Origin of the sequence: Streptomyces sp. NPDC101151 (assembly GCF_044768335.1) — a bacterium.
Taxonomy (GTDB): domain Bacteria; phylum Actinomycetota; class Actinomycetes; order Streptomycetales; family Streptomycetaceae; genus Streptomyces.
The window spans coordinates 1-26,883 of the sequence record NZ_JBIWPP010000026.1 but is presented as its reverse complement, the minus strand read 5'-3'; the positions used below and the strand labels follow the sequence as shown (position 1 = coordinate 26,883).

General features: G+C 71.5%; 21 protein-coding genes and 2 pseudogenes. 12 read left to right on the top strand and 11 right to left on the bottom strand.

Translation table 11 applies throughout. The features are described from left to right. Nucleotides 1-6 precede the first annotated feature (6 nt). Nucleotides 7-1,816, bottom strand: a pseudogene (locus tag ACIRU3_RS34175) (phosphatidylglycerol lysyltransferase domain-containing protein); the annotation flags it as partial. A gap of 89 nt (nt 1,817-1,905) precedes the next feature. Then, on the bottom strand, nt 1,906-3,006 hold the full coding sequence (gene cobT, locus ACIRU3_RS34170; RefSeq protein WP_404064775.1) for a nicotinate-nucleotide--dimethylbenzimidazole phosphoribosyltransferase: 1,101 nt from the start codon (nt 3,004-3,006) through the stop codon (nt 1,906-1,908). A 132-nt stretch (nt 3,007-3,138) separates the two neighbouring features. Here cobT and ACIRU3_RS34165 point away from each other — a divergent pair, with 132 nt between their 5' ends. Further along, the gene (locus ACIRU3_RS34165; RefSeq protein WP_404064773.1) at nt 3,139-4,119 is read left to right on the top strand and encodes a class I SAM-dependent methyltransferase; all 981 of its coding nucleotides are present in this window, start codon (nt 3,139-3,141) and stop codon (nt 4,117-4,119) included. 17 nt (nt 4,120-4,136) lie between these two features. On the opposite strand, the gene ACIRU3_RS34160 is transcribed toward ACIRU3_RS34165, so the two are convergent. Beyond that, the gene (locus ACIRU3_RS34160) at nt 4,137-5,354 is read right to left on the bottom strand and encodes a bifunctional adenosylcobinamide kinase/adenosylcobinamide-phosphate guanylyltransferase (RefSeq protein ID WP_404064770.1); all 1,218 of its coding nucleotides are present in this window, start codon (nt 5,352-5,354) and stop codon (nt 4,137-4,139) included. 82 nt (nt 5,355-5,436) lie between these two features. Between ACIRU3_RS34160 and ACIRU3_RS34155 the strand changes: the two genes are divergently transcribed. Further along, a complete protein-coding gene (locus ACIRU3_RS34155; RefSeq protein ID WP_404064767.1) occupies nt 5,437-5,649 on the top strand; it encodes a hypothetical protein in 213 nt (70 codons plus the stop codon). A gap of 32 nt (nt 5,650-5,681) precedes the next feature. Here ACIRU3_RS34155 and ACIRU3_RS34150 read toward each other — a convergent pair whose 3' ends face one another. The 3 genes from ACIRU3_RS34150 to ACIRU3_RS34140 all read right to left on the bottom strand — a co-directional run bounded on the left by ACIRU3_RS34150 (nt 5,682) and on the right by ACIRU3_RS34140 (nt 8,285). Beyond that, on the bottom strand, nt 5,682-6,752 hold the full coding sequence (locus ACIRU3_RS34150) for a S1C family serine protease (protein ID WP_404064765.1): 1,071 nt from the start codon (nt 6,750-6,752) through the stop codon (nt 5,682-5,684). A gap of 85 nt (nt 6,753-6,837) precedes the next feature. Then, nucleotides 6,838-7,575 (bottom strand): class I SAM-dependent methyltransferase, encoded by a 738-nt coding sequence (locus ACIRU3_RS34145; protein WP_404064763.1) that lies wholly within the window; start codon nt 7,573-7,575, stop codon nt 6,838-6,840. An 83-nt stretch (nt 7,576-7,658) separates the two neighbouring features. After that, a complete protein-coding gene (locus tag ACIRU3_RS34140) occupies nt 7,659-8,285 on the bottom strand; it encodes a DUF3043 domain-containing protein (protein WP_404064761.1) in 627 nt (208 codons plus the stop codon). A 279-nt stretch (nt 8,286-8,564) separates the two neighbouring features. Here ACIRU3_RS34140 and ACIRU3_RS34135 point away from each other — a divergent pair, with 279 nt between their 5' ends. Together ACIRU3_RS34135 and ACIRU3_RS34130 are read left to right on the top strand one after the other, a co-directional pair. Beyond that, entirely contained in the window at nt 8,565-9,356 is a 792-nt protein-coding gene (locus ACIRU3_RS34135; RefSeq protein WP_404064758.1) for a PspA/IM30 family protein, read from the top strand. A gap of 34 nt (nt 9,357-9,390) precedes the next feature. Next, nucleotides 9,391-9,669, top strand: a complete 279-nt coding sequence (locus ACIRU3_RS34130; protein WP_404064755.1) for a hypothetical protein — start codon at nt 9,391-9,393, stop codon at nt 9,667-9,669. A gap of 22 nt (nt 9,670-9,691) precedes the next feature. On the opposite strand, the gene ACIRU3_RS34125 is transcribed toward ACIRU3_RS34130, so the two are convergent. Then, on the bottom strand, nt 9,692-11,005 hold the full coding sequence (locus ACIRU3_RS34125; protein WP_404065011.1) for a DUF3616 domain-containing protein: 1,314 nt from the start codon (nt 11,003-11,005) through the stop codon (nt 9,692-9,694). A gap of 266 nt (nt 11,006-11,271) precedes the next feature. Here ACIRU3_RS34125 and ACIRU3_RS34120 point away from each other — a divergent pair, with 266 nt between their 5' ends. The 4 genes from ACIRU3_RS34120 to ACIRU3_RS34105 all read left to right on the top strand — a co-directional run bounded on the left by ACIRU3_RS34120 (nt 11,272) and on the right by ACIRU3_RS34105 (nt 18,829). Further along, nucleotides 11,272-12,492, top strand: coding sequence for a sensor histidine kinase (locus ACIRU3_RS34120; RefSeq protein ID WP_404064753.1), 1,221 nt, complete (start codon nt 11,272-11,274; stop codon nt 12,490-12,492). Beyond that, the gene (locus ACIRU3_RS34115) at nt 12,489-13,172 is read left to right on the top strand and encodes a response regulator (protein WP_404064751.1); all 684 of its coding nucleotides are present in this window, start codon (nt 12,489-12,491) and stop codon (nt 13,170-13,172) included. Before ACIRU3_RS34120 ends, ACIRU3_RS34115 begins: the two co-directional genes overlap by 4 nt. A 169-nt stretch (nt 13,173-13,341) precedes the next feature. Beyond that, nucleotides 13,342-16,458 carry an efflux RND transporter permease subunit gene (locus ACIRU3_RS34110; RefSeq protein WP_404064749.1) on the top strand — a complete coding sequence of 1,039 codons (3,117 nt, stop codon included), beginning with the start codon at nt 13,342-13,344 and terminating at the stop codon, nt 16,456-16,458. An 85-nt stretch (nt 16,459-16,543) separates the two neighbouring features. Next, nucleotides 16,544-18,829, top strand: a complete 2,286-nt coding sequence (locus tag ACIRU3_RS34105; protein WP_404064746.1) for a PQQ-binding-like beta-propeller repeat protein — start codon at nt 16,544-16,546, stop codon at nt 18,827-18,829. 34 nt (nt 18,830-18,863) lie between these two features. On the opposite strand, the gene nadA is transcribed toward ACIRU3_RS34105, so the two are convergent. Further along, nucleotides 18,864-20,060 carry a quinolinate synthase NadA gene (gene nadA / locus ACIRU3_RS34100; protein ID WP_404064744.1) on the bottom strand — a complete coding sequence of 399 codons (1,197 nt, stop codon included), beginning with the start codon at nt 20,058-20,060 and terminating at the stop codon, nt 18,864-18,866. 274 nt (nt 20,061-20,334) lie between these two features. Here nadA and erpA point away from each other — a divergent pair, with 274 nt between their 5' ends. After that, entirely contained in the window at nt 20,335-20,691 is a 357-nt protein-coding gene (gene erpA, locus ACIRU3_RS34095; protein WP_020939558.1) for an iron-sulfur cluster insertion protein ErpA, read from the top strand. A 79-nt stretch (nt 20,692-20,770) separates the two neighbouring features. Here erpA and ACIRU3_RS34090 read toward each other — a convergent pair whose 3' ends face one another. Both ACIRU3_RS34090 and ACIRU3_RS34085 read right to left on the bottom strand, forming a co-directional pair. Next, on the bottom strand, nt 20,771-22,468 hold the full coding sequence (locus ACIRU3_RS34090) for a hypothetical protein (RefSeq protein WP_404064741.1): 1,698 nt from the start codon (nt 22,466-22,468) through the stop codon (nt 20,771-20,773). Nucleotides 22,469-22,569: 101 nt separating this feature from the next. Next, nucleotides 22,570-22,779, bottom strand: a complete 210-nt coding sequence (locus tag ACIRU3_RS34085; RefSeq protein ID WP_404064738.1) for a hypothetical protein — start codon at nt 22,777-22,779, stop codon at nt 22,570-22,572. Between the two features lie 130 nt (nt 22,780-22,909). Here ACIRU3_RS34085 and ACIRU3_RS34080 point away from each other — a divergent pair, with 130 nt between their 5' ends. Next, on the top strand, nt 22,910-23,884 hold the full coding sequence (locus ACIRU3_RS34080) for a carbohydrate kinase family protein (protein ID WP_404064735.1): 975 nt from the start codon (nt 22,910-22,912) through the stop codon (nt 23,882-23,884). A gap of 108 nt (nt 23,885-23,992) precedes the next feature. Here the strand turns inward: ACIRU3_RS34080 and ACIRU3_RS34075 are convergent, their stop codons facing one another. Further along, a complete protein-coding gene (locus ACIRU3_RS34075; RefSeq protein WP_404064733.1) occupies nt 23,993-25,369 on the bottom strand; it encodes a cysteine desulfurase/sulfurtransferase TusA family protein in 1,377 nt (458 codons plus the stop codon). A gap of 302 nt (nt 25,370-25,671) precedes the next feature. Between ACIRU3_RS34075 and coxB the strand changes: the two genes are divergently transcribed. Continuing rightward, a complete protein-coding gene (gene coxB / locus ACIRU3_RS34070; RefSeq protein ID WP_404064730.1) occupies nt 25,672-26,631 on the top strand; it encodes a cytochrome c oxidase subunit II in 960 nt (319 codons plus the stop codon). Next, nucleotides 26,628-26,883 (top strand): annotated as a pseudogene (locus tag ACIRU3_RS34065) (cytochrome ubiquinol oxidase subunit I); the annotation flags it as partial. The gene coxB and the pseudogene ACIRU3_RS34065, both read left to right, overlap by 4 nt.

The following is a 26,883-nucleotide window of genomic DNA, read 5'->3' as shown; positions in this document are numbered from 1 at the left end:
TCCTCGTCGGTGTGAGTCCAGGTGTCTGCGGTGCAGCCACTTCGGCAGCCCCGGCGCCGTGGGTCCTGTCGTCGGACAGGGCCCCCAGGAAGCCCTCCGCGCGGGCCGACGCGAGGCCGATGCGCAGCAGGTCCGCGCTCTTCTCGAAGAGCAGGAACCGTGGCTCCCAGATGGGCCGGTACTTGGCATTGGCGCGATACAGCGACTCGATCTGCCACCAGCGGGAGAAAAAGCTGAGCAGCGACCGCCACAGCCTCAGCACCGGTCCGGCACCGAGGCGCGCCCCGCGTTCGAAGACCGAACGGAACATGGCGAAGTTGAGTGACACCTGGGTGATCTTGATCTCGCCGGCCCGGCGCAGCAGCTCGATGACCATGAACTCCATCAGCCCGTTGGCAGAGCCGTCGACGTCGCGGCCCCGCCGCATGAGGTCGAGGGAGAGTCCGTGCGGCCCCCAGGGAACGAAGGAGAGCAGCGCGCGCAGCCTGCCCTCGGCGTCCGTGCACTCCAGCATCACGCACTGCCCGTCCTCGGGATCCCCGAGCCGTCCGAGCGCCATGCTGAACCCGCGCTCGGTCGCCCCGTCCCGCCAGGCGTCCGCACGCTCGACGAGATACGCCATCTCGTCCGCCGGGATGTCCGAGTGCCGCCGGATGCGTACCCGGTACCCGGCCCGCTTCACCCGGTTGTGCGCCTGCCGGACGGTGCGCATCGCCCGCCCCTCCAGCGTGAACTCGGCCACCTCCACGATCGCCTCGTCACCGAGTTCCAGCGCGTCCAGACCGTGCCGCGCGTAGACCGTCCCCGCTTCCTCGGACGCCCCCATCACCGCCGGGATCCAGCCGTGCGCCCGCGCCTCGACCAGCCACGGCACGATCGCCCCGGGCCACGCCTCGGGATCGCCCAGCGGATCCCCGGAGGCCAGACTCACCCCGCCGACGACCCGATAGGCGATGGCCGCCTTCCCGGTCGGTGACCACACCACGCTCTTCTCCCGGCGCAGCGCGAAGTAGCCGAGCGAGTCCCGCTCGCCGTGCCGCTCCAGCAGCACCCGCAGCCGCTTCTCGTCGTCCTCGGTCAGCGGGTCGACGGCACGCCGGGAGCGGAAGGCGGCGTAGAACACGGTGAGGACGAGCAGCGTGCTGAGCACGTTGATCGCCACGTTGGCCCAGTTGGGCGGGTCGATACCGGGGAAGCGGGACTCCTCGGCGGCCACCGAGACCAGCCGGAGGGTGCCGTAGTGCCAGCGCTCCAGGAACGTCGAACGCGCCGCGTCCGGCGCCTGGTCGGTGACCGTGATCAGCAGCCCGGCGAGCAGTGAGGCGACGAGCCCGCCGCCGACGGCGACGGTCGCGGCGAGCCGCGGGTTGGTCCGGTCACCCTTGGCGTAGAACTCGCGGCGCCCGGCAGGCAGCGCCCCGACGAAGGCGGCCGTCACCACCAGGGAGACCCAGTTCTGCGGGTACCGCCGGATCTCCGGGAACGCCATGGCGAACGCGAGCAGGGCCAGGAACGACCCGCTCAGCACCAGGTTCAGGATCCACGCGGCCCGCTTGCGCCGGCGCATGGTGATGGCCAGGAACGCGGTGAACACGCCCGAGGCGAAGCCGGCCGTCAGCAGATACGGCGTGAAGTAGTTCTCCTGGTTGTGCCGCCGCACGTCCTGGCCCAGCGAGACCCAGACCGCACTCAGGAAGTTGATGAAGGCGACGGCCCGCAGATACCAGAGGGCAAAGGCGGCGGCCCGGCGGGAGGCTCTTGTGGACCGCCGCTCCGGCTCGGCCTGCTGCTCCACGGCAATTCGGGCATCTCCCATGGAGGAGGATCATATGGGGGCTGTCCCGGCGAACCATTCTTTTCCGGCTGCCGTGGTGTGCGCACTCCGGTCCGCCGTGACCCGTCCGGCTACTCCTTCTCCTGCTCCGCCTCCTGCTCCTGCTCCTGCTCCTGCTCCTTCTCCGGCTCCTGCTCGGGAAGCTCCGCGGCCAGCGCCGCCGCGGCCCGGACCAGCGGCAGCGAGAGCAGTGCACCCACGCCCTCGCCGACCTTCACGCCCTGCTCCAGCAGGGGCTCCAGCGCCATCCGGTCCAGCGCCTTCGCCTGCCCCGGCTCGCCGCTGTCGTGCCCGGCCAGCCACCAGTCCGGCGCCCGGAAGGCAACCCGCTGAGCGACCAGCGCACACGCGGCGGCCACCACACCGTCCAGAATCACCGGCAGTTTCCGCACCGCACACTGCAGAAGGAACCCGGTCATCGCGGCGAGATCGGCCCCGCCCACGGTCGCGAGCAGCTGCAACTGGTCCCCGAGCACCGGCCGCGCCCGCCGCAGCGCGTCCCGGATCGCCGCACACTTGCGCATCCACGCCAGGTCGTCGATGGCGAGCCCGCCCCGCCCGGTCACCACGGAGGCGTCGGTCCCGCACAGCGCGGCGACCAGCACCGCGGCGGCCGTCGTACCGCCCACGCTCACATCGCCGAGCACCACCAGATCCGTCCCCGAGTCGGCCTCCTCGTCGGCGACGGCCACGCCCGCCCGGAAGGCCGCCTCGGCCTCGTCCGCGGTCAGCGCGTCCTCGATGTCGATACGACCGCTGCCGCGCCGCACCCGGTGCCGTACGACATCCTCCGGGAAGGCGTCCTGCGGGCAGTCCAGGGCCATGTCCACGACGCGCACGGGCACGTCGAGGCGGCCCGCGAGCACCGACACCGCGCTGCCGCCCTCCAGCACCGCCCGCACCAGCTGCTCGGCACTGCCCGCGGGCCGTGCGGAGACGCCGAGTTCGGCGATGCCGTGGTCACCGGCGAAGAGCACCACCCGAGGCCGTTCGACCGGCCGTACCGGTACGGCGCCCTGCGCGGCGGCCAGCCATTCGCCCAGCTCGTCCAGGCGCCCGAGCGACCCGGGCGGCACGATCTGGCGCTCGCGCCGGGCCTCGGCGTCACGGCGTACGCCCCCGTCCGGGCGCTCGATCAGATCGGAGAAGTCGTCCAGATTAAGGCTGCTCATTCGCCGAACAGTACCGCCAGCGAACGAACGCTTCCGCGCCACACCGCCACCACACGGCCACGACGTCGTTGCACCTCAGATCGGTATCCCATACGTTCCGGTTTGCATCGGAATGTCGCAAAGGGAGCCCCCATGCAGCCCTCGCCCACCACCCCGCGGGTCACCGAAGCGCGCGACCCCTTTCAGGAGCCGCGCCGCGCGGACTGCCCCTGGTGCGGCTCCCCCCGGCTGCGGACCCGGCTGCGCGCCCCGGACCCGCTGCGCCACCGGCCGGGCACCTTCGTCCTCGACGAGTGCGCCGACTGCGCCCACGCCTTCCAGAACCCCCGGCTCACGGCGGAGGGATTCGCCTTCTACCACCGGGACTTCTACGAAAGACACCTGGAGGAGTTCGCCGGGCGCATCCTCTCCGCCCGAGCGGTCCGGCGTCGGCACCGCGCCACCGCCCACGCGCTGTCGGAGCTGCGCGAACCGGAGAGCTGGCTGGACGTGGGCACGGGACACGCCCGCTTCCCCGAGGCGGCGAAGGAGTACTTCCCGTACACCAGCTTCGACGGCCTGGACCCGACCGCCCGGGTGGAGCAGGCCCTGCTGGAGGGCCGGGTCGAGGAGGCCCACCGCGGCTATCTGACCACCCGCGGGACGGCGGCCCGCCTGCGCGCCCGCTACGACGTGGTCAGCATGTTCCACCATCTGGAACACGCCCCGGACCCGCGCGCCGAACTCCGCGCCGCCCTCACCGTCCTGCGCCCGGGCGGCCATCTCGTCGTCGAAGTCCCCGACCCGCGCTGCGCGTTCGCGAGACTCCTCGGCAAGTGGTGGTTCCCCTACGGCCAGCCCCGCCATCTCCACCTGGTGCCCCTGGCCAACCTCCGCGCGGAACTGGAGACCCAGGGCTGCACGATCCTGGTCACGGACCGCAAGGCCCCCCATGTCCCCTACGACCTGTCAGCGGCCCTCTGCCTGGCCCTGGCCCACGTCCCCCCCTTCCTCAGGGCCACAGCCACCCCTGTCCTCGCCCTGGCCTCGGCCCTGGACCACATCCTGGCCCCCCTCGCCCACCACTCCCGCCTCTCCAACGCGTACCGCGTCGTGGCCCGCAAGGACCGCTGATCCACCCGGGACAGGCCCTAGGATCCGTCGGCCCGGCCCCGCAGCACCAGCGCCTGCCCCGCCACCACCAGCAGCACCTGCTCGCACTCGCTCGCGAACGCCGCGTTCAGCCGGCCGAGTTCATCCCGGTAGCGGCGCCCTGAAGCGGTCGCCGGCACGATCCCCGACCCCACCTCGTTGGACACGGCCACCACGGTCCGGCGAGCGGCCCGCAAGGCCGACGTCAGCTCCAGCACCCGCTCGCGCAGCGCCTTCTCCCCGCCCCCCGCCCACTCCGCGTCGTCCCACGCCCCCACGGAGTCCATGACATCCGTCAGCCACAACGACAGACAGTCGATCAGCACCGGAGGCCCGTCCTCGCCCAGCAACGGCACCAGATCCGTCGTCTCCGCCGTGTGCCACGACCCCGGCCGCCGCTCCTGGTGCACGGCCACCCGCGCCGCCCACTCGTTGTCCCCGCCCCGCGTCCCGCCCGTGGCCACGTACAGCACGTCGGGAAAGGCCTCCAGACGCCGCTCGGCCTCCACCGACTTACCCGACCGCGCGCCGCCCAGCACCAGCGTCCGGCGCGGCACGTCCGGCACCTCCTCGTACGCCCCGACCGCCAGCGTCGTACCGTCCGGCACCGCCCGCGCACCGGCCGCCGCGAGCCGCCGCCGCAACTCCGCGCCCTGCGGCACGTCGTGGTCGAGATGGACGGCGACGACGTCCGTGGTGGGCCCGACCGAGCCGACCGCCCGCAGCCGGGCCAGTGCGTCCGGGCGTCCCACGACATCGGCGAGAACCATCTGGTACGGCTCCGCCGCCGACTCCTCGAGACCGGCCGGCGCCCCGCCCGGCGGCAGGTACAGCAGCCGCTGCCCGTCCGGCCCGTTCACCGCGTACCCGGTGCCGCCCGCGTCCATCGCCACGGCCCGCACCCGATGCCCCGTCAGCAGCACCAACTCCCGCCCGTCCGGCACCCGGCCGGGCTGCGGCAGCGCGGCCGGCACCTCCACCGCCGGACCGTCGTGCGGATGCGACAGCAGCACCTGCCGTACCCCGCCCAGCGAATGCCCGGACCGCGCGGCCGCGAAGGCCGCCCCGGGCGTCAGGTCGAGCAGCAGCGTCCCGTCCACCAGCAGCGCGGTCGCCGCCCGCGCATCCGGCCCCAGCGCCGTCGCACAGACGGCACAGGGACAGTCGGGGCGGGGCAGTCCCGCGGGGGCACCGGTGCCGAGCAGAGTCACTTCCACGAACCGATTTTCACCCGTCCCAGCAGGTCTTGCGCATCCGGCTAGGCTGCGGGGGCAGGAGTTGGATCACAAGGAGGCCCACATGACGGCATGGACGTGGCGGTTCGAGAAGGCCGACGGGACGGAGGTCCAGCCCGCGGTGCAGCCGGAGGAGTTCACCACGCAGGGGGACGCCGAGTCCTGGATCGGTGAGCACTGGAAGGAGCTGCGGGAGGGCGGCGCCGACCAGGTGCGACTGTTCGAGGAGAGCACCGAGATCTACGGCCCGATGAGCCTGCACGCCGACGCCTCGTAGCCCGATCGGGGGGTGAGGAGGGGCCGCCCTCCTCACTGCTCACCCAGCGTCACCTCCGCCGTCTTGGCGGCGCCGTCGCGCTCGTAGGTCACCGTCGTCTTCTGCCCCGGCTTGTCCGCAGCCAGCGCCTCGGACAGCTCCGTCGTGGTGGTGACCGGCGTGTCGCCCACCTTGGTGATCACGTCACCGGGCCGCAGCCCCGCCTTGTCGGCCGCGTCGCCGCTCTTGACGGTGACCACGGCGGCCCCGGCCGGCTGGTAGCTCTCGTCCACGACCGTCCGCGCGGTGAGGCCGAGCGCGGCCCGCCCCGAGTCGACGACCTTGCCGCTCTTGACGATCTGGTCGGCGACCGTCTTCACCATCGACGCCGGGATGGCGAACCCGATACCGGGCGCCGCGCTGCCGCCGAGTTCGGGGTCGGTGGCCGCGAGCGTCGGGATGCCGACGACCTGCCCCTCGAGATTGACCAGGGCGCCACCGCTGTTGCCGGGGTTGATGTCGGCCGACGTCTGCACCATGTTCGCGATGGTGGCGCCCGTACCGCCGCCCGAACGGCCCTCGCTGACGGTCCGTCCGGTCGCCGAGACGATGCCCTGGGTCACGCTGGACGACAGCCCGAGCGGCGAGCCCATGGCCATCACGATATGGCCGACCTGCACCTTCTCGGAGTCCCCGAACGTCGCCGGCTTCAGCCCGGCCGGCACCTTGTCGAGCTTGATGACCGCGAGATCCTGCTCCGGGTACGAGTACACCAGGCGGGCCGTGAGCGGCTGCTCGTTGTGGGCCGTGGTCACCTTGAAGGTCTTCTCGGAGCCGACCACGTGCGCGTTGGTGACGATGTGCCCCTGGTCGTCGAACACCACCCCGGAGCCCAGGTCACGGCTCGCCTCGATCTGCACGACCGACGGCAGGACCTCCTTGATGACCTTCAGATACTGGTTCTGCAGGTCGGCCGCGTCCGTGAGGAGGCCCGCCCGGGTGGTCGAGCCGTCCTCCTTCCCCGGTGACTCCGGGGCCGTGCAGGCGGCGATCAGGAGCGCGGAACAGACGAGCGCGGGCACGAAGGCGCCCCGCCGGAGGGCACGGGTACGGGAAGCGTCCATGCCCCGAGTCTCTCTTCGGGGCGAATGTCCGGGCCTGCCGTGTACGCCCGAACGGGCCCGGTCCGTACTCCGTGCGGAGGCGGACTCAGCCGCGCACCCCGCACAGATGCAGCAGCGCCGCGGCCCCCCGGTACGGATCCGTCCGCCCGGCCCGCTCCTCGACCGCCAGCAGGGTCTCCAGGTCGTCCGGGATCCGTGCGTCGTCCGCAGCCGTGTCGGTGAAGACCTGCACGCCGTACCAGGCGTGCAGCGGAGCGGCGATGCCGGCGAGCGTGGCGGTGAGCGCCGACAGCCGGTCGGCCCGGACACCGAGGCCGGGGCGGAGGGTGGTCCCCCCGTTCGGGTCGATTCGAGAATGGGGGAGGTAGGCGGTGGTGTCGAACGCGGCCAGCGCGCCCGCCCAGTCCCCGGACAGGCCCGGCCGCATGGCGAGCGCGTCGCCGTTGCGCACCAGCAGCGACAGCAGCCCGCCCGGCGCGAGCATCCGGGCCAGACCCGCCACCAGCGGGTCGGGCTCCTCGACGTACATCAGAACGCCGTGGCACAGCACCACGTCGAAGCTGCCCGGCAGGAAGTGCACGCCGGTGTCCCGTCCGTCGCCCTGCACCAGCCGGAACCGCTCGCGGATGCCCTCCGGCTCACCGGCGAGCGCCTCGCGTGCGGCCGCGATCTTCGTCGCGTCCTGCTCGACCCCGGTCACCTGGTGCCCGAGCCGGGCCAGCCGCAGTGCCTGCGTGCCCTGGCCCATGCCCACGTCGAGCACCCGCAGCCGCTGCCCGACCGGGAACCGCCCGGCTATCTGCTCGTCGACCTGCCGGGCCACCAGCTCCTGTCGGACGACATCACGCAGCCGGCCCAGCTTGTTCAGCCAGGACTCGGCCGCACCCCCGGTGAAGGCGTCTGCGCTCAGGGCCGCTCTCCGCGCTTGACCTGCGGCTTCGGCAGCCGGAGCCGGCGCATCTGGAGGGAGCGCATCAGGGCGTAGGCGACGGCGCCCCGGCGGTTCTGGTCCGGGAAGCGCGCGGCCAGCCGCTTCTTCAGCCGGAAGCCGCTGACGGCCGCGTCGAGCACGATCAGCACGATCACGACGAGCCACAGCCACAGCGCGATGGCCTGGATCTGGGGCACCCGCACCACGCTCAGCACCAGGATGACCACGGCCAGCGGCAGGAAGAACTCCGCCACGTTGAACCGCGAGTCGACCCAGTCGCGCGCGAACTTGCGGACCGGGCCCTTGTCCCGGGCGGGCAGATAGCGCTCGTCGCCGCCCGCCAGCGCCTGGCGCTGGCGGTCCAGCGCCTGGCGACGCTCCTCGCGCTGCCGCTTGGCGGCGTCCTTGCGGGTCGTCGGGGTGTTGGCGACGCTGCGGCGCTGGGACTGGGCCTCACTGCGCTTGGGCGTCGGCCTGCCCTTCGGGGCCTGCGGGTCTCGGGGCTGCTTGGAGTCGGTCACGCCCGCCTTGTCGGCGGTGGCCTTCTCTTCCTTGGCACGGCTACGGAACACAAAACCCAAGGGTACGGGCTTCACCGGCATGGACCCCAGCCGGCCGGGGAACGATCCCGCAACACCGGACGTCTGTAGGGGGACAGAGGGGACGTTGCAGACGCTTCACCCGGCGGTCACCGAAGGGCCCCGAGGGGCTCACCCGGAAGTCCACCTACTCCTCACGCCGGAGCGATACCGTCCGCAGTCGTCCTTGGGGATGAGCGCATCACTCCCCGAACAGTGCGGTAATGGAGTCAGGGCCCGTACTGTGGGTTCTGTCGCAGGATCTGTGAGCTGGAGTCCGTCAGAAGGGGGCGCGCGAAGCCCATGAGCGGTGTCATGAAGCGTATGGGGATGATCTTCCGCGCGAAGGCGAACAAGGCCCTTGACCGGGCCGAGGACCCGCGCGAGACCCTCGATTACTCGTACCAGAAGCAGCTGGAGCTGCTGCAGAAGGTGCGCCGCGGCGTCGCCGACGTGGCGACCTCCCGCAAGCGCCTCGAACTCCAGCTCAACCAGTTGCAGCAGCAGTCCTCCAAGCTGGAGGACCAGGGCCGCAAGGCGCTCGCGCTCGGCCGCGAGGACCTGGCCCGCGAGGCGCTGTCCCGCCGCGCCGCTCTCCAGCAGCAGGTCACGGACCTCGAGACGCAGCACTCCACGCTCCAGGGCGAGGAGGAGAAGCTCACCCTCGCGGCCCAGCGTCTCCAGGCCAAGGTGGACGCCTTCCGTACGAAGAAGGAGACCATCAAGGCCACCTACACCGCCGCCCAGGCCCAGACCCGCATCGGCGAGGCCTTCTCGGGCATCTCCGAGGAGATGGGCGACGTCGGCCTGGCCATCCAGCGTGCCGAGGACAAGACGCAGCAGCTCCAGGCCCGCGCCGGCGCCATCGATGAACTGCTCGCCTCCGGTGCCCTCGACGACCCCACGGGCATGGCCAAGGACGACATCGCCGCCGAGCTGGACCGGCTCTCCGGTGGTACGGATGTAGAGCTGGAACTGCAGCGCATGAAGGCCGAGCTGGCTGGGGGCACCTCCCAGCAGGCGATCGAGGGCGGCACCGGCCGGCCGCAGTCCCAGCAGCAGCCGCAGGACACCCCGCGCTTCGACAAGCAGTAGTCCGGCGCCGGAACCCCGAGCCGAGGAGGCCGACGTGATCGTACGGATCATGGGGGAGGGGCAGGTGAAGCTGGACGACTCCCGCTTCACCGAGCTGAACAAGCTGGACGACGAGTTGCTCGAGGAGATGGAGAGCGACGACGAACAGGGCTTCCGCCGCACGCTCTCCGCACTCCTCGACGCCGTCCGCCAGTACGGCACCCCGCTGCCGGACGACTCGCTGGAACCCTCGGAGCTGATCCTTCCGTCCCCGGACGCGACGCTCGACGAAGTCCGGGACATGCTCAGCGACGACGGGCTGATCCCGGGCTGATCCCGGGCTCGGCCCGGCCGGGTCAGCTCAGGGTGAACCAGGTGGTGCGGGACTTCTGCCACTCCGGGTGGGAGAGGTCCTTCGCGTCCGTGCCGTCGCCGTAGAGGTCGGCGTCCCCGTCGTCGGTGATCAGCTGCACCCGGGCGCCCGGGACGGTCAGGTCGGGCACCGCCACGATGGACTCCCAGCCGCCCGCGTCCGACGTGGGCAGCTCCAGCACCTTCACCGGCTGGTGCCCGGCGATCCCGTCCCATGAGTACAGGGCGTACGGGTCGCTGTTGTCGTCGGCCGCCCAGGACCCGGCCAGGATCAGGAACTGACCCTTGTCGTTGCTGCGCAGGTCGCGGACGGACAGCCCGCCGAGGTCCAGCTCGACCGGCGTACCGAACGTGGCCTTCGTACCGCGGACCACCCGGTCCATGTTCGTCACCGGCACGATCAGCGCCTTGCCGCCCGACCGCGGCGGCACCAGCGGGGCGCGGAAGCCGACGTAGGCGGTGGTGGTGGAGCCCGGGGCGAACTCCAGGCCCTCCACGTTGAAGCCGTCCACCTGCTTCGGGACCTGCCCGTCGGCTGTCGCCGCGGCGAAGCCGTACCGGTCGCCGTTCGCCTCGTCCCAGGCCACCAGGTCGTCGCGCAGGCCGTGCCCGGCGCTGCCGAAGGAGAGCGTGGTGGCCGCGCCCGAGCCGGAGACGGTGGTGGTGAAGACCGTGTTGCGGTCGGCCTTGTACTCGCCGTCCTTGTTGTTGCCCAGCGAACCGGTCCAGTAGATCGTGCTGCCGACGCGGGTCCCGCCCTCGATGTCGACCTCCTTGTCGGCGTCCAGCGCGCTGTCCAGGGCCCAGGTCCTCACCGGGGCGCCGGAGGCCGAGCCGTCGTACAGGCGCAGCGTGTTGTCCTCGTCGTTGGCGACGACGACGTACCCGCCCCCGACGTCCACCGCCGCGGAGGCGTCCGAGGCGCCGGTCAGATAGCGGGCGTCGGCCGAGCGCTGGACCGCGGGGGAGGCGGCGTAGTGCAGGGTCGTGGTGGCCGTCCTGCCGCCGAGCCCCGTCACCTTCAGCGTGAGGTCCGCATAGCCCTGGGCGTGCGCGGTGACCGAGACGGCACGGCCGCTTCCGGTGCCCGTGACCCGCACGTCGGAGGTGGCCGCCACGGCCGTACGGCTGCTCTTGGAGGCCGTCACCGTCAGCGCCGAGGCGTCCGCACCGCTCTGCGCGACGGTCACGGTGACCGCCGGGTCGCCGGTGCTGCCGACCGCGCCCGACAGATAGGCCGACGACAGCTTGATCGTCGGTGTGCCGTAGCTGACGGCCTGAGCAGGGGTGGTGACCATACCCGTGGCCGACACCAGCGCGAGGGCCGCGACCGGCCAGAGCACACGGCGGGACGGCGGGGAGGAAGGGCGCACGTCGGCTGCCTTTCGTCGACAGGACGCATCCGGCCGGGCGGCGCGAATGCCGACGAGAAGGCTGAGCAGATCCGGCCAACACCGGGCGTCCGCCGGACGTCCCGGCCACGAACACCGCCCGACAACTGACGGCGGGTGAGCTGTGCCCCGCTCCGTTCCGGCCCTTCGTCCGGCCCCGTACTGTTCACAGGGTGAGCACTCTCGAACGCGCCCGGTGCCGCCTCAAGGCCCACGCCCTCGCGCTGGACGCGGCCATCGCGGCGGGTGTGCTGGTGTGCATGGTCGTCGGATCCTTCGTGGTGCCCCGCGGGGAGAACGGCGTCACCTGGGGCGTCCGCAGCCCGGACCCGCTCAGTCTCGTCCTGATGACCCTCGGTGCCGCGGCGCTCGTCTTCCGCCGCCGCGCCCCGAAGACGGTCCTCGCCGTCACCGGCACCGTCTCCCTGATCGAGTTCTTCACCGGCGACCCGCGTGCCCCGGTCTCCATGTCCGCCGTGGTCGCCCTCTACACCGTCGCGTCGAGGACCGACCGCACCACCACCTGGCGGGTCGGCCTGCTCACCATGACGGTGCTGACCGCCGCCGCCATGCTCGGCGGCTCCCTTCCCTGGTACGCCCAGGAGAACCTGGGCGTGCTCGCCTGGACCGGCATCGGCGCCACCGCCGGAGACGCCGTGCGCAGCCGCCGCGCGGTCGTCCAGGCCATCCGGGAGCGCGCCGAACGGGCCGAACGAACCCGCGAGGAGGAGGCCCGCCGCCGGGTCGCCGAGGAACGGCTGCGCATCGCCCGCGATCTGCACGATGTCGTCGCCCACCACATCGCCCTGGTCAACGTGCAGGCCGGAGTCGCCGCCCACGTGATGGACAGGCGGCCCGACCAGGCCAAGGAGGCCCTCGCCCACGTCCGCCAGGCCAGCCGCAGCGCGCTCAACGAACTGCGGGCCACCGTCGGCCTGCTCCGTCAGTCCGGCGATCCCGAGGCACCCACCGAACCCGCCCCCGGCCTCAGCCGCCTCGCGGACCTCGTCGGCACCTTCCACAGCGCCGGACTCCCCGTCGAGGTGGCCCGCACCGACCAGGGCTCCGGACTCCCGGCCGCCGTCGACCTGGCCGCCTACCGGATCGTCCAGGAAGCCCTGACCAATGTGCAGAAGCACGCCGGCACCGACGCCAAGGCCGAGGTCAGCGTCGTACGCGTCGGACCGAACATCGAGGTCACCGTCCTGGACGACGGCGCGGGCCCGGCCGGTGAGCCCGGGGCCGGCGGCGGGCACGGGCTGCTCGGCATGCGGGAACGGGTCACCGCCCTCGGCGGCACCCTGACCACCGGACCCCGCTACGGCGGCGGCTTCCGCGTCCATGCGATCCTGCCGGTCAAGACCCGTACGACGGCCCCGGGGGAACCCGCATGACGATCCGTGTCCTGCTCGCCGACGACCAGGCACTGTTGCGCAGCGCCTTCCGGGTGCTGGTCGACTCCGAGCCCGACATGGAGGTGGTGGGGGAGGCCTCCGACGGCTCCGAGGCGCTCCGGCAGGCCAAGGAGCACAGCCCCGACGTCGTCCTCATGGACATCCGGATGCCCGGCACCGACGGCCTCGCCGCCACCCGCATGATCAGCGCCGACCCGTCCCTCGCCCACGTCCACGTGGTCATCCTGACCACCTTCGAGGTCGACGACTATGTGATCCGGTCCCTGCGCGCCGGCGCCTCGGGCTTCCTCGGCAAGGGCAGCGAACCCGAGGAACTGCTGAACGCCATCCGGGTCGCCGCGGGCGGCGAGGCGCTGCTGTCCCCGGCCGCCACCAAGGGCCTGATCGCCCGCTTCCTCGCCCACGGCGACAGCGACGAGGACGGCCGCGACCCCGCCCGCTCCGAGCGGCTCGACGCGCTCACCGGCCGGGAGCGTGAGGTACTCGTCCAGGTCGCCGGCGGCCACTCCAACGACGAGATCGCCGAACGCCTCGAAGTCAGCCCGCTGACGGTGAAGACGCACGTCAACCGGGCCATGGCCAAGCTGGGCGCCCGGGACCGGGCCCAGCTCGTCGTCATCGCCTACGAGTCGGGGCTGGTACGTCCGAGGATGGACTGATCTCCACCCGCGCGTACTGCGCGCGGAGTAGGAGCCGGATAAGGAACTGGACCTGGGGCCTACGGAATGGCCGTCCGGCATGGCTCAGGGTGGTGGAGTGGGCGCTCGCCTGTGCGCCCCGCAGCAGCTTCTGCAGCTTCTGCCGCTCACAGAAGAGAGACCCTGACCCATGTCCTGGCTGTCGAGATTCAGCCTCGCGCAACGGGCCCTGATCGGCCTGATGTCGCTCATCGCGCTCGTCTTCGGGCTGATCGCGATACCCCAGATCAAGCAGCAACTGCTGCCCACCATCGAACTGCCCGTGGTGTCGGTCATAGCGCCCTACCAGGGCGCCGCACCGGACGTCGTCGAGAAGCAGGTCATCGAGCCCATCGAGGACAACCTCCAGGGCGTCGACGGCATCACCGGTGTCACCTCCACCGCGAGCGAGGGCAACGCCGTGATCATGGCGTCCTTCGACTACGGCAACGACACCAAGCGGCTCGTCTCCGACGTCCAGCAGGCCGTCAACCGGGCCCGCGCCCAGCTGCCGGACGACGTGGACCCGCAGGTCGTCTCCGGCTCCACGGACGACATGCCGACCGTGGTCCTCGCCGTCACCTCCGACAAGGACCAGCAGGCCCTCGACGACCAGCTCGACAAGACGGTCGTACCGGCCCTGAAGGACATCGACGGCGTCGGCCGTGTCCAGGTCACCGGCGTCCGCGACGTCCAGGTCGCCGTCACCCCGAACGACGCGAAGCTCGCGCGGGCGGGCCTCACCTCCGCCGCCCTCGGCCAGGCCCTGCAGGCGGGCGGCGCGACCGTCCCGGCGGGCTCCTTCGACGAGGACGGCGCCAACCGCACCGTCCAGGTCGGCGGCGGCTTCACCTCGCTGAAGCAGATCCAGAACCTGATGGTCACCGGCGAGGGCGCGAAGAAGCCCGTACGCCTCGGCGACGTGGCCACCGTGACGGAACGGCCGGCCCCGGCCGACTCCATCACCCGCACCGACGGCCGGCCCAGCCTCGCCGTCAACGTCACCATGGACCACGACGGCAGCGCGGTCTCCATCTCGAACGCGGTCAAGGACAAGCTGCCCGAGCTGCGCCAGGACCTCGGCGCGAGCGCGAAGCTCACGGTCGTCAGCGACCAGGGCCCGGCGGTGTCCAAGTCCATCAAGGGCCTGACCACGGAAGGCGGCCTCGGCCTGCTCTTCGCGGTCCTGGTCATCCTGGTCTTCCTCGCCTCGATCCGCTCCACGCTGGTCACCGCGGTGTCCATCCCGCTGTCCGTCGTCCTCGCGCTCATCGTGCTGTGGACCCGCGGTCTGTCCCTGAACATGCTCACCCTGGGCGCGCTGACCATCGCCATCGGCCGGGTCGTCGACGACTCGATCGTGGTCCTGGAGAACATCAAGCGGCACCTCGGCTACGGCGAGGAGCGCAAGGAAGCGATCCTGGGCGCGGTGCGCGAGGTGGCCGGCGCGGTCACCTCCTCCACCCTCACCACGGTCGCCGTGTTCCTGCCGATCGGCCTGGTCGGCGGCATGGTGGGCGCCCTGTTCGGCTCGTTCAGCATCACGGTGACGGCGGCCCTGCTGGCCTCCCTCCTCGTCTCGCTGACGGTCGTACCGGTCCTGTCGTACTGGTTCCTGCGCGCCCCCAAGGGCACTCCCGAGGACGCCGAGGAGGCCCGCCGCCGGGCCGAGGAGAAGGAGGCGAAGAGCCGCCTCCAGCGCCTCTACGTCCCCGTCCTGCGCTTCGCCACCCGCCGCAGGCTCACCAGCGTGCTGATCGCGATCGTGGTCCTCGTCGTCACGTTCGGCATGTCCGGACTGCTGAAGACGAACTTCTTCGACCAGGGCGACCAGGAAGTCCTCACCGTCAAGCAGGAGCTGAAGCCCGGCACCAGCCTCACGGCCACCGACGCCGAGGCCAAGAAGGTCGAGAAGCTGCTCGCCTCCACCGAGGGCGTCAAGGACTACCAGGTCACCGTCGGCTCCTCCGGCTTCATGGCGGCCTTCGGCGGCGGCACCGACACCAACCAGGCGTCGTACCAGGTCATGCTGAAGGACTCGGCGTCCTACGCCGACGTGCAGCAGCACCTCGAGGACGGGCTGAAGAAGCTCAAGGGCATCGGCACGACCACCGTGTCCGCCGGTGACGGCTTCGGCAACCAGGACCTCAGCGTCGTCGTCAAGGCGGCCGACCCGCAGGTGCTGCGGGAGGCCTCCGACCGGGTGCGCTCCACCGTGGCCGGCCTCGACGACGTCACGGACGTCACCAGCGACCTCGCCCAGAGCGTGCCGCGCATCTCGGTCAAGGCCAACGCCGACGCGGCCGCGGCCGGGTTCGACGACCAGAAGCTCGGCGCCGCGGTCGCCCAGGCCGTGCGCGGTACGACGGCGGCGAAGGCGATTCTCGACGACACCGAGCGCGACGTCGTCGTGAAGTCGGCCAAGCCCGCCACCACCCTGGCCCAGCTGAAGGCGCTGCGCCTCGGCACGGTGAAGCTCGGTGACATCGCGACCGTGAAGCTGGTGGACGGGCCGGTGTCGATGACCCGCATCGACGGCCGGCGTGCCGCGACCATCACGGCCAAGCCGACCGGGGACAACACGGGCGCGGTCAGCACCCAGCTCCAGTCGAAGATCAAGGCCCTGAAGCTCCCGGCGGGCGCCGAGGCGCAGATCGGCGGTGTGACCTCGGACCAGGACGACGCGTTCAAGAACCTGGGCCTGGCCATGCTGGCGGCGATCGCGATCGTCTTCATGCTGCTGGTCGCGACGTTCCGCTCGCTCGTCCAGCCGCTGATCCTGCTGGTCTCGATCCCGTTCGCGGCGACGGGCGCCATCGGCCTCCTCGTCGCCACCGGCACCCCGATGGGCGTCCCGGCGATGATCGGCATGCTGATGCTCATCGGCATCGTGGTGACCAACGCGATCGTGCTGATCGACCTGATCAACCAGTACCGCAGGCAGGGCTACGGCGTCGTCGAGGCCGTGGTGGAGGGCGGCCGCCACCGGCTCCGCCCGATCCTCATGACGGCCCTGGCGACGATCTTCGCCCTGCTCCCGATGGCCCTGGGGGTCACCGGCGAGGGCGGCTTCATCGCCCAGCCGCTGGCCGTGGTCGTGATCGGCGGTCTGATCTCGTCGACGCTGCTGACCCTGCTCCTCGTCCCGACGCTCTACGCGATGCTGGAACTCCGCAAGGAGCGCCGCGCGAAGAAGCGGGCCGCGAAGAAGGGCACAGCGCTCCCGGCGCAGTCCGCCGCCGACGAGCCGGAGCCCGCGGGAGTCTGAGAAGCCCGCACCGGCGTCCCCTCCCGCACAGGGCTTTCATATCCTGTGATCTCGAACTGCTCTGCGGGGGAGGGGGAACGGGGCGGTGGCATTGCACGAGGGTGACCCCGACGCGCTCGGTGGGTACCGGATCGTCGACCGGCTCGGGGCCGGTGGCATGGGTGTGGTCTACCGGGCGAGATCCCGGTCGGGCCGTGAGGTCGCCGTCAAGGTGGTGCACGCCCAGTACGCCGGGGACGCGGTCTTCCGCGCCCGCTTCCGGCAGGAGATCGAGGCCGTCCGCAAGGTGAGCGGCGCCTTCACCGCGCCGGTCGTGGACGCGGACCCGGAGGCGCCCCGGCCCTGGATGGCGACCCAGTACGTGCCCGGACGCTCGCTCTCCGCGGGCATCCGGGCCGACGGCCCGCTGCGGGGCGCCGAACTGCGGCGCCTCGCGCTCGGGCTGGTCGAGGCGTTGCGCGACATCCACCGGGCCGGTGTCGTGCACCGCGACCTCAAACCGGCCAACGTCCTGATGGCCGAGGACAGTCCCCGGGTCATCGACTTCGGCATCTCGCGCGCGGCGGAGAACCAGACGCTGACCGAGACCGGGCACATGATGGGCACCCCGCCCTTCATGTCCCCGGAACAGCTCGCGGACGCCCGCTCGGTGGGGCCCGCCTCGGACGTCTTCTCCCTCGGCGCCCTGGTGGTGTTCGCCGCGACCGGCCGCGGCCCCTTCGACGCCGACAACCCCTATCTGACGGCGTACCGGGTCATGAACGAGGAGCCGGACCTGGCGGCGGTCACCGAGCCCCTGCGCACGGTCCTGTCCCGGTGCCTGGCCAAGGACCCGGCGGCCCGTCCCGGACTCGACACCCTCGCGGGCGAGTTCGCCGTGGCTCTGCCGGAGTCGCCCTCCGACGAGACACCCACCGTTCCGCAACGCCCCGAGGACCCTGAACCCACCCGCCTCGCGGAGCCGGCCCGGGCCGCCCCGTCCTCGTCCTCGGCTCCGGGCGCCGGCCCGGCGCCGGCGGAGGGTGAGGCGGTGCACGGTGCCTCCGCGCCGCGCACGCGCAACCGCCGGCTGCCGCTTCTCGCCGGGGTGGTGGGCGTGCTGGTGGCCGTACTCATGGCCTATCTGCTGGGACCGCTCGGAGGCGGCGACACGGCCGAGGGGGGCGGCTCGCCGAGTCCCGCGGCCACCCGCTGGGGCGACCTCCCGGGCGGCTGGCGTCCCTGGCAGACGACGGTGCTGGCGGCCGCCGCCCGGGGCGTGCAGCGGCCCCGGGCGCCGCAAGGTCCCGATTCCGCCGGGCAGCCCTCCTGCGCGCTGAGCGCGGGGTCGGTCTACTGCGGGGGCAACAGCACCCTGCCGGTCCGGGTCGACGCCGTCACCGGCCGCGTGCTCTGGCGTGCCGACACCGACCCCCCGGGTCTCGAGCCGAACCGCTACAACAGCATGGTCATCGGGGTGCACGAGGGTGTCGTACTCGTGCGCGAGAGCGTCTTGAACACGGCGGCCAACGACACTGCGGCCTCCGTCGTCGCGTTCCGCGCCGCCGACGGCAGGCGGATGTGGTCCCGTCCGATGCGGGACGACCTCGCTCCCGCTGTGCTCGTCGGCGGTCTGGTCCTGACCCTGGACGGTCCGACCGTGACGGCGCGGTCCCCGCGCGACGGCTCCGCGCGCTGGTCGACGACGACCGTGCCGACCGGCTACGGCTGCGACTTCCTCAGCGCCGGTGACGCCCTGTACGTGGACTGCACCGGCTACCACACCCCCTCGGGCGTCCAGCGGCGGCTGATCGCCGTCGACCTGGCGGACGGCTCCGCCCGGCGCGCGGCGTCGGCACCGCCGGAGGGGGCGGCATACGCCGGGACCCTGGACGGACGGCTGGTCTTCGTGGGCCGGCGATCCAGCGACCCGACGGCGCAGGACAACCCGTACGCCCGCGTCGAGCTGATCGACCCCCGGGCCGGTACCCGCACGACCCGCACGCTGGACGGGGAGTACAGCGGGCGGGTGACGGTGACGCACGGGGTGCTCTGTTTCGCTGCCGCCGGCGGCCGGATGACCGCCCTGTCGCCGCTGACCGGCAAGCGGCTGTGGCAGACCCCCACGACCCTGGAGCGGCCGGCCGCGCCGGTCGCCGACGGGCGCGGCAGTGTGTTCGTGCCCAGCGCGAGCGGCCGGGTCGCGGCCCTCGACGCCCGCACCGGCCACCTGCTGTGGGAGTCCTACCCGCGCGCCGACATCCCGGTCAGCGGTGACTACCACTCGTCGGAGCTGCTGTTCAACGGTGGTGCGCTGGTGGTGACGACCCCCGACGGCACGATCTTCACCCTCGATCCGGCACACCCGGAACGGAAACCGGCGTCGACGTGAGCACGCACATCGACGCCGGACAGATCGCGAACGGCTACGGCAGTGCCAGCATCCGCTCCAGCGCCAGCTTGGCGAAGGCCTCCGTCTCCTGGTCGACCTCGATGCGGTTGACCAGGTTGCCCTCGGCCAGGGACTCCAGGGCCCAGACCAGGTGGGGCAGGTCGATGCGGTTCATGGTCGAGCAGAAGCAGACCGTCTTGTCGAGGAAGACGATCTCCTTGCCCTCGGGCGCGAAACGGTTCGCCAGGCGGCGGACCAGGTTCAGTTCCGTGCCGATGGCCCACTTGGAGCCGGCCGGGGCCGCCTCCAGGGCGTTGATGATGTACTCGGTCGAGCCGACGTAGTCCGCCGCGGCCACGACCTCGTGCTTGCACTCGGGGTGCACCAGGACGTTCACACCGGGGATGCGCTCGCGCACGTCGTTCACGGAGTCCAGGCTGAAGCGGCCGTGCACCGAGCAGTGACCGCGCCACAGGATCATCTTCGCGGCCCGCAGCTCCTCGGCCGTCAGGCCGCCGTTCGGCTTGTGCGGGTTGTAGACCACGCAGTCGTCCAGGGACATCCCCATGTCCCGCACCGCGGTGTTGCGGCCCAGGTGCTGGTCGGGCAGGAAGAGCACCTTTGTTGCCGAGGGCTCCCCCTGCTCGAAGGCCCAGTCGAGGGCGCGCTTGGCGTTCGACGAGGTGCAGATGGTGCCACCGTGCTTGCCGGTGAACGCCTTGATGTCCGCCGAGGAGTTCATGTACGAGACCGGCACGACCTGGTCGGCGATGCCCGCCTCGGTCAGCACGTCCCAGCACTCGGCGACCTGCTCGGCCGTGGCCATGTCGGCCATGGAGCAGCCGGCTGCCAGGTCCGGCAGGACGACCTTCTGGTCGGCGGACGTCAGGATGTCCGCCGACTCGGCCATGAAGTGCACACCGCAGAACACGATGTACTCGGCCTCCGGGCGTGCGGCCGCGTCCCGGGCCAGCTTGAAGGAGTCGCCCGTGACATCGGCGAACTGGATGACCTCGTCGCGCTGGTAGTGATGGCCGAGCACGAAGACCTTGTCACCGAGCTTCTCCTTGGCCGCGCGGGCACGCTCGACCAGATCGGGGTCGGACGGTGAGGGCAGGTCGCCGGGGCACTCGACACCCCGCTCACTCTTCGGGTCGGCCTCACGGCCGAGAAGCAGCAGGGCGAGCGGAGTCGGCTGTACGTCGAGGTCCGGGGTCTGGGCGGTGGTCACGACACGCACCCTTTCTACTTTTCGTCTAACTGACGCTATCTATCATAACCGGTTCACGTCACTTTGACGATGCGCATAGCGTCGATGTGACATGAATCCCGCCCGTGTCCCGCGGGTCCCTCTTCGGGTCGCTGTCCGCCCTTTCGGGCATGTGCGAGCATGAGGACACAAGCAAAAAACGCGACCACGCGAATGCCCGGCCCGGAATGAATCCGCGGAAACGCCGGTTGCACTCGTCGGCAAGCAGTCTCCGTACAACCCGGGAGAGATGTAGATGTCCGTATCGGACGAGACCACCACCGTCACCGACGGCATCGTCCTGACCGACGCCGCCGCGTCCAAGGTCAAGGCCCTGCTCGACCAGGAAGGCCGTGACGACCTCGCCCTGCGTGTCGCCGTCCAGCCCGGCGGCTGCTCCGGCCTGCGCTACCAGCTCTTCTTCGACGAGCGCTCGCTCGACGGCGATGTCGTGAAGGACTTCGGCGGGGTCAAGGTCGTCACCGACCGCATGAGCGCTCCCTACCTGGGCGGTGCCACCGTCGATTTCGTGGACACCATCGAGAAGCAGGGCTTCACGATCGACAACCCGAACGCGACGGGCTCCTGCGCCTGCGGCGACTCCTTCAGCTGATCCGGCCACGGCCTGACGGGCTGACGGACACACGAAAGGCGGCGGTCCCCTCAGCGGGGCCGCCGCCTTTCTGCGTCCGTCAGTGTCCGTCGGCCGGCCGGCGGGCCTGCGGTCGCAGCGCCCCCGGCTTCGCCTTCGGGATCTGCCTGCCGTCGGTGGCGACCACCTTCCGGCCGTCGAGGGGCGCGTCCAGCCGTACGGTCTGCACATACATCTTGGCCATGGCGACACAGATCTTGTCCGGCCAGGACTTCGAGGTCACCGTCACCGTCACCCGGCCGGCGCTCTCCTTCGCCGACGCCTTGTAGTCGGAGCACACCCCGCCCGTGAAGCTCACGTTCAGCTCGCGGCCGTCGGCACTGTAGCCGTCGACCTTCACGTCATGTGTCCGGGGTGCCGAGGTCGGTTCCGAGGACGGCGCCGACGCCGACGGCGTCGCCAGGTACTTCGGGTCCACCGCCGGATACGTCACCGTGGACATGCCCCGCGCCGCCGTACCCCGTACCTCGAACAACCAGGACGGCACCAGCGTCTGCCGCCCGGCCACGGACTGCGTGGCCAGCCCGAACACGGCCTTCTCCACGGTGACCGCGGCCGCCTCGGGCGCCGGTGTGGAGGAGGCGGCGGAGCACGGCTGCTCCAGCCGGTTCTTCAGAGGGACGGGAGTGGCGCAGCCGCCGATGCCCATCCGGTGGCCGTGCCGGTGCGCGGTGTTCATCAGCGCCAGCGTCTTCTTCGCGTCCAGCACGGGGTACGTGTCCCCCTTGGCCGGGGCCGCCAGCAGCCCGTGGCCGCCGATGATGTCCCCCTGCTTGTCGACGGTCAGGCCGGTCGTCCAGCCGTTCGTGGGCAGCCCGCCCACCACCGGATCGGCGTCGACCACCCGCTGTGCGCCCATGATCTGGCTCGCGTCGATCTTCGAGTCGTCCTGCCCGAGTGCCTTCAGCACCGGCGCCGCCGCCTTCTCGGCGACCGCGACGCTCACCGGCTCGCCGGCCGGGGCCCCCGGGTCCTGCGTGCAGACGGTGATCTTGCGGCAGTTGTCGGTACCGGGCGCGTACCGGCTGAAGGTCCAGTTGCCCGGGGCGTCCCTGTTCACCTGGAGCGTCGGTCCGGACCCGTCCTTGCCACCGCCGACCCGCCAGCTCGGCCCCTCGGCCACGGGCGTCCCGTCGATCCCGAGGGCCTCGGCCAGCCGGGCCACCTCGTCCTTGCCGACCTGGCCCTTCGGCGCGTACACCGGCGCCGAGCCGGGACCGTCGGGCAGCTGTCCCGCGGCGACGTACCTCACGCCGTACGGGTCCGGCTCACCGGGTGCGATCTCGCCCGTGCCGCCCTGCGACCACGTGTCCAGGACGAGGGGCGGGGGAGTGGCGCCGCTCCCGGACCCGCCGGCACTCGTACGGCCGTCCGGGCCATTGCTCGCGGCGAGATAGGCACTCCCGCCCGCGACCAGCAGGACGGCCGCCGCGACCGACAGGACGACCATGGGGGAGCGGCGCCGCCCGGACCGCTCACCGGGGCTCGCGTCACCGACGTCACCGCCCGCGCGCACCTCGCCGACCTCGCCGACGTGGCCGGCTGCCTCGCTGGTCCCTGAGACCTCGGGTTCCTCGGCGCTGTCGGCGGCCTCGGACTTCTCGGCGCTCTCTGCCGCCCCGGAGGTCCCGGGCTCCTCGGCGCGCTCTGCGGCCCCGGAGACCTCGGAGGCCTCAGAGACCTCGGAAACCTCGGAAACCTCGGGCTCCTCGGGATTCTCGGGTCGCTCGGTGTTCACCGCATCGCTCCTCGCTGGATCGTGTCCCACGCCCCCGGCACGGGGGACGGCGATGGGACGTGCCAGGGGAGCGTGCGGTTCCCGGCTGTGCGCCCTTGACGTCAGTCGCCGTAGTCCGACATGGCGTCCAGCAGCCTGGCCGAGCGCACCGGCACGGTCACCCCGTGGATCAGCGACGGCGGCACCGGCCGGGAGCCCGCATGCTCGGGAACCGACCAGTGCGCGGCCATCCGGGCGCAGTCCCCGCGCAGCGAGGCGAGATCGCCTTCGAGGTCGGCCGGAGCGGGACAGTTGACCTTGAGGTTCGTCATGACGGCACCGTAGGCACGTCGAGCCTCGCGAAGAAAGATCTACTATCGGGTAGTTTTGCCAGCTTCAGTGGCCCGCCCCGAACGGGTAGCGTGAACTGTCAATCCAGCCTCCCGCAGGAGAATGTCTGTCGTGCGCATCGCAGTCACCGGCTCCATCGCCACCGACCACCTCATGACCTTCCCCGGCCGCTTCGCCGACCAGTTCGTCGCGGACCAGCTGCACACGGTCTCGCTCTCCTTCCTGGTCGACAATCTGGACGTACGCCGGGGCGGCGTCGGCGCGAACATCGCCTTCGGCATGGGCCAGCTCGGCACACAGCCCATCCTGGTCGGAGCCGCCGGCTTCGACTTCGACGACTACCGGGCCTGGCTCGACCGCCATGGCGTGGACACCGACTCGGTCCGAATCTCCGAGACCCTGCACACCGCCCGCTTCGTGTGCACCACCGACGCCGACCACAACCAGATCGGCTCCTTCTACACCGGCGCGATGAGCGAGGCCCGCCTCATCGAACTGAAGACGGTCGCCGACCGCGTCGGCAGCCTCGACCTGGTCCTGATCGGCGCCGACGACCCGGAGGCGATGCTCCGCCACACGGAGGAGTGCCGCTCCCGGGACATCCCGTTCGCCGCCGACTTCTCCCAGCAGATCGCCCGGATGGCGGGCGAGGAGATCCGGATACTGCTGGACGGGGCGACGTACCTCTTCTCCAACGAGTACGAGAAGGGGCTCATCGAGTCCAAGACCGGCTGGACCGACGCCGAGATCCTGTCCAAGGTCGGCCACCGCGTCACCACGCTCGGCTCTCAGGGCGTGCGGATCGAGCGGTCCGGCGAGGACCCGATCGAGGTCGGCTGCGCGGAGGAGGAGCGCAAGGCCGACCCCACCGGTGTCGGCGACGCCTTCCGCGCGGGCTTCCTGTCCGGCCTCGCCTGGGGCGTCTCCCTGGAGCGCGCGGCCCAGGTCGGCTGCATGCTGGCGACCCTCGTCATCGAGACGGTGGGCACGCAGGAGTACCAGCTGCGGCGCGGTCACTTCATGGACCGGTTCACCAAGGCGTACGGGGACGAGGCGGCGGACGAGGTCCGCAGCCACCTTCGCTGAGCTCCGCCGTCGGGTGCGGCTGCGGCCGCGTGGGGGCTGATCGCGCCCACGCGGCCGCAGCCGCATGTCAGCACAGCCCCGCGCCCCCTCGGGGGCGCGGCCGCCCCCTCAGCTCACCCTGCGCACCACGTAGGCCGTACCCCGCTCGGCCGGTTCCTCGCCCACATACTCCTGCCCCCGCATCTCGCACCACGCCGGGATGTCCAACCGGGCCGCCTCGTCGTCCGAGAGCACCCGGACCGTGCCGCCCACCGGGACGTCCCCGATGACCTTGGCCAGTTCGATGACCGGGATCGGGCACCGCTTGCCGAGGGAGTCGACGACCAGTTCCTCCGCCCGGACCACGGTCGCCGGAGCCGGCGCCCCCAGCTTCTCCCGCACCCCCGCCACCGTCCCCGGCAGCACGTCCAGGAACCGCTGCACCTCCGCCGCTGACACCCCCGGCGGCAACGACACCCGCACGTTCCCCTCGCTCAGCACCCCCATCGCCTTCAGCACATGGCTGGGCGTCAGCGTGCTGCTCGTGCAGGACGATCCGGACGAGACGGAGAAACCCTCCCGGTCCAAGTCGTGCAGCAGGGCCTCTCCATCGACATAGAGACAGGAGAAGGTGACGATCCCCGGCAGTCGTCGCTCGGCATCGCCCACCACCTCCACGTCCGGCACCAGCTCCGGCACCCGGGCCCGGATCCGCTCCGTCAGCTCCCGCAGCCGTACCGCCTCCTGGGCCGCCTCGGCCCGCACCGCCCGCAGGGAGGCCGCGGCCGCGACGATCGCCGGAAGGTTCTCGAACCCGGCTGCCCGTCCCGACTCCCGCTCGTCCAGCGGCCCTTGCGCCGCGAACCGCACGCCCTTGCGTACGACGAGCAGTCCCACCCCCGAGGGTCCGCCCCACTTGTGCGCGCTCGCCGCCAGCAGCGACCAGCCGCCCTCGACCGGCCCCCATCCGAGCGACTGCGCGGCGTCCACCAGCAACGGCACCCCCGCCGCCCGGCACACCTCGGCCACCTCGCCCACCGGCTGCACGGTCCCGACCTCGTGATTGGCGGACTGCAGACAGGCCAGCGCGGTGTCCTGCCGGAGGGCGGCCGCATAGGCCGACGGGTCCACCGCTCCGGCCCGGTCCACGGCCACCGTGCTCACCGCACCGCCCTGTGCCTCGAACGCCTCCGCCGAATGGAGTACCGAGGAGTGTTCGACGGCTGACACGATCAGGTGGCGTCCGACCCGCCGCCGCCCGGCCAACGCCCCCGCGACACCGGTGTGTACGGCCCGCGTCCCGGAGGAGGTGAACACCACCTCGTCGGCCCGGCACCCCACCGCCTCGGCGACCGCCTCCCGAGCGGCGTCGAGCAGCATCCTCGCCTTCCGCCCCTCCCTGTACAGCCGAGCGGGATCGGCCCACCCCTCGTCCAGAGAGGCCAACAAGGCCTGCCGGGCCACGGGGTGAAGGGGAGCGCCGGACGCGGCGTCAAAGTAGGACACACAGCAACGGTAAATCTTCGGTGGAGCAGCCGACCTCAAGGGGCGCGAGGAACGGCGCGACCAGCCACAACGCACCCCGCACCCGCACGCCAAACCGCAACAACCCGAGCTATTGGGCTCCCAATCCCACCCTTAAGGAGTGACCGGCGGCGCGTATGCCCCCCTCCCCGCGAACGCCCGGAGGGCGTCGGCTAGGGTTTGGTCCGCATAAACATCCAAACCCCTGCCCGACGCAGGGCGGCGACCGACCAGCGAGAAGGCCGCAGCCGACCGCGCGGGCGAGACTCTCGGGAAGGCGCTACGTGAGTCCCAACGGCTCCGACCGCTCGCCGCGGCGCCCGATGCGGCGGAAGCTGCTGCAGGCAATGACCGCGGGCCTGGTCCTGGCGACCGCAACCGGTTGCACATACAAGGACTTCCCCCGCCTTGGCATGCCCACCCCGACCACGGAAGAGGCTCCGCGGATCCTCTCCCTGTGGCAGGGCTCCTGGGCTGCCGCGCTCGCCGTCGGCGTGCTGGTGTGGGGCCTGATCCTGTGGAGCGCCATGTTCCACCGGCGCAGCCGCACCAAGGTCGAGGTACCTCCGCAGACCCGGTACAACATGCCGATCGAGGCGCTGTACACGGTGGTCCCGATCATCATCATCTCGGTGCTCTTCTACTTCACGGCCCGTGACGAGACGAAGCTCCTGGACCTCTCCAAGAAGCCCGACGTCACGGTCAACGTGGTCGGCTTCCAGTGGAGCTGGGGCTTCAACTACATCGCGGACGTCCCCGGTTCCACCGGCAACGCCAAGACCGACAAGAACCTGAACGCGATTCCGGACCGGTTCAAGAAGGAGTTCCCCGCGAACGCCGGCGGTGTCTACGACGTCGGTACGCCCGGCACGCGGAACCCGCAGACCGGCAACCCGGGTCCGACGCTCTGGCTTCCCGAAGGCAAGACGGTCCGCTTCGTCCTGACCTCGCGTGACGTCATCCACTCGTTCTGGGTGGTGCCGTTCCTCATGAAGCAGGACGTCATCCCGGGCCACACCAACGCCTTCCAGGTGACCCCCAACCACGAGGGCACCTTCCTCGGCAAGTGCGCAGAACTCTGCGGCGTCGACCACTCCCGGATGCTGTTCAACGTGAAGGTCGTCTCCCCCGAGCGCTACGAGCAGCACCTCAAGGACCTCGCCAAGAAGGGGCAGACCGGTTACATTCCCGCCGGCATCGCGCAGACGCCGCACGAGAAGAACCGGGAGACGAACAACCTGTGAGCATCCTCAACGAACCCCAGGGTGCCGCGGCAGCTGAGGACTCGTACGAGAACGAGCTGCCGGTCAGGCGCAAGCAGCCCGGCAATGTCGTGGTGAAGTGGCTGACGACCACCGACCACAAGACGATCGGCACGCTCTATCTGGTCACCTCGTTCGCGTTCTTCCTGATCGGTGGCGTCATGGCGCTGCTGATGCGCGCCGAGCTGGCCCGGCCGGGTCTGCAGATCATGTCGAGCGAGCAGTTCAACCAGG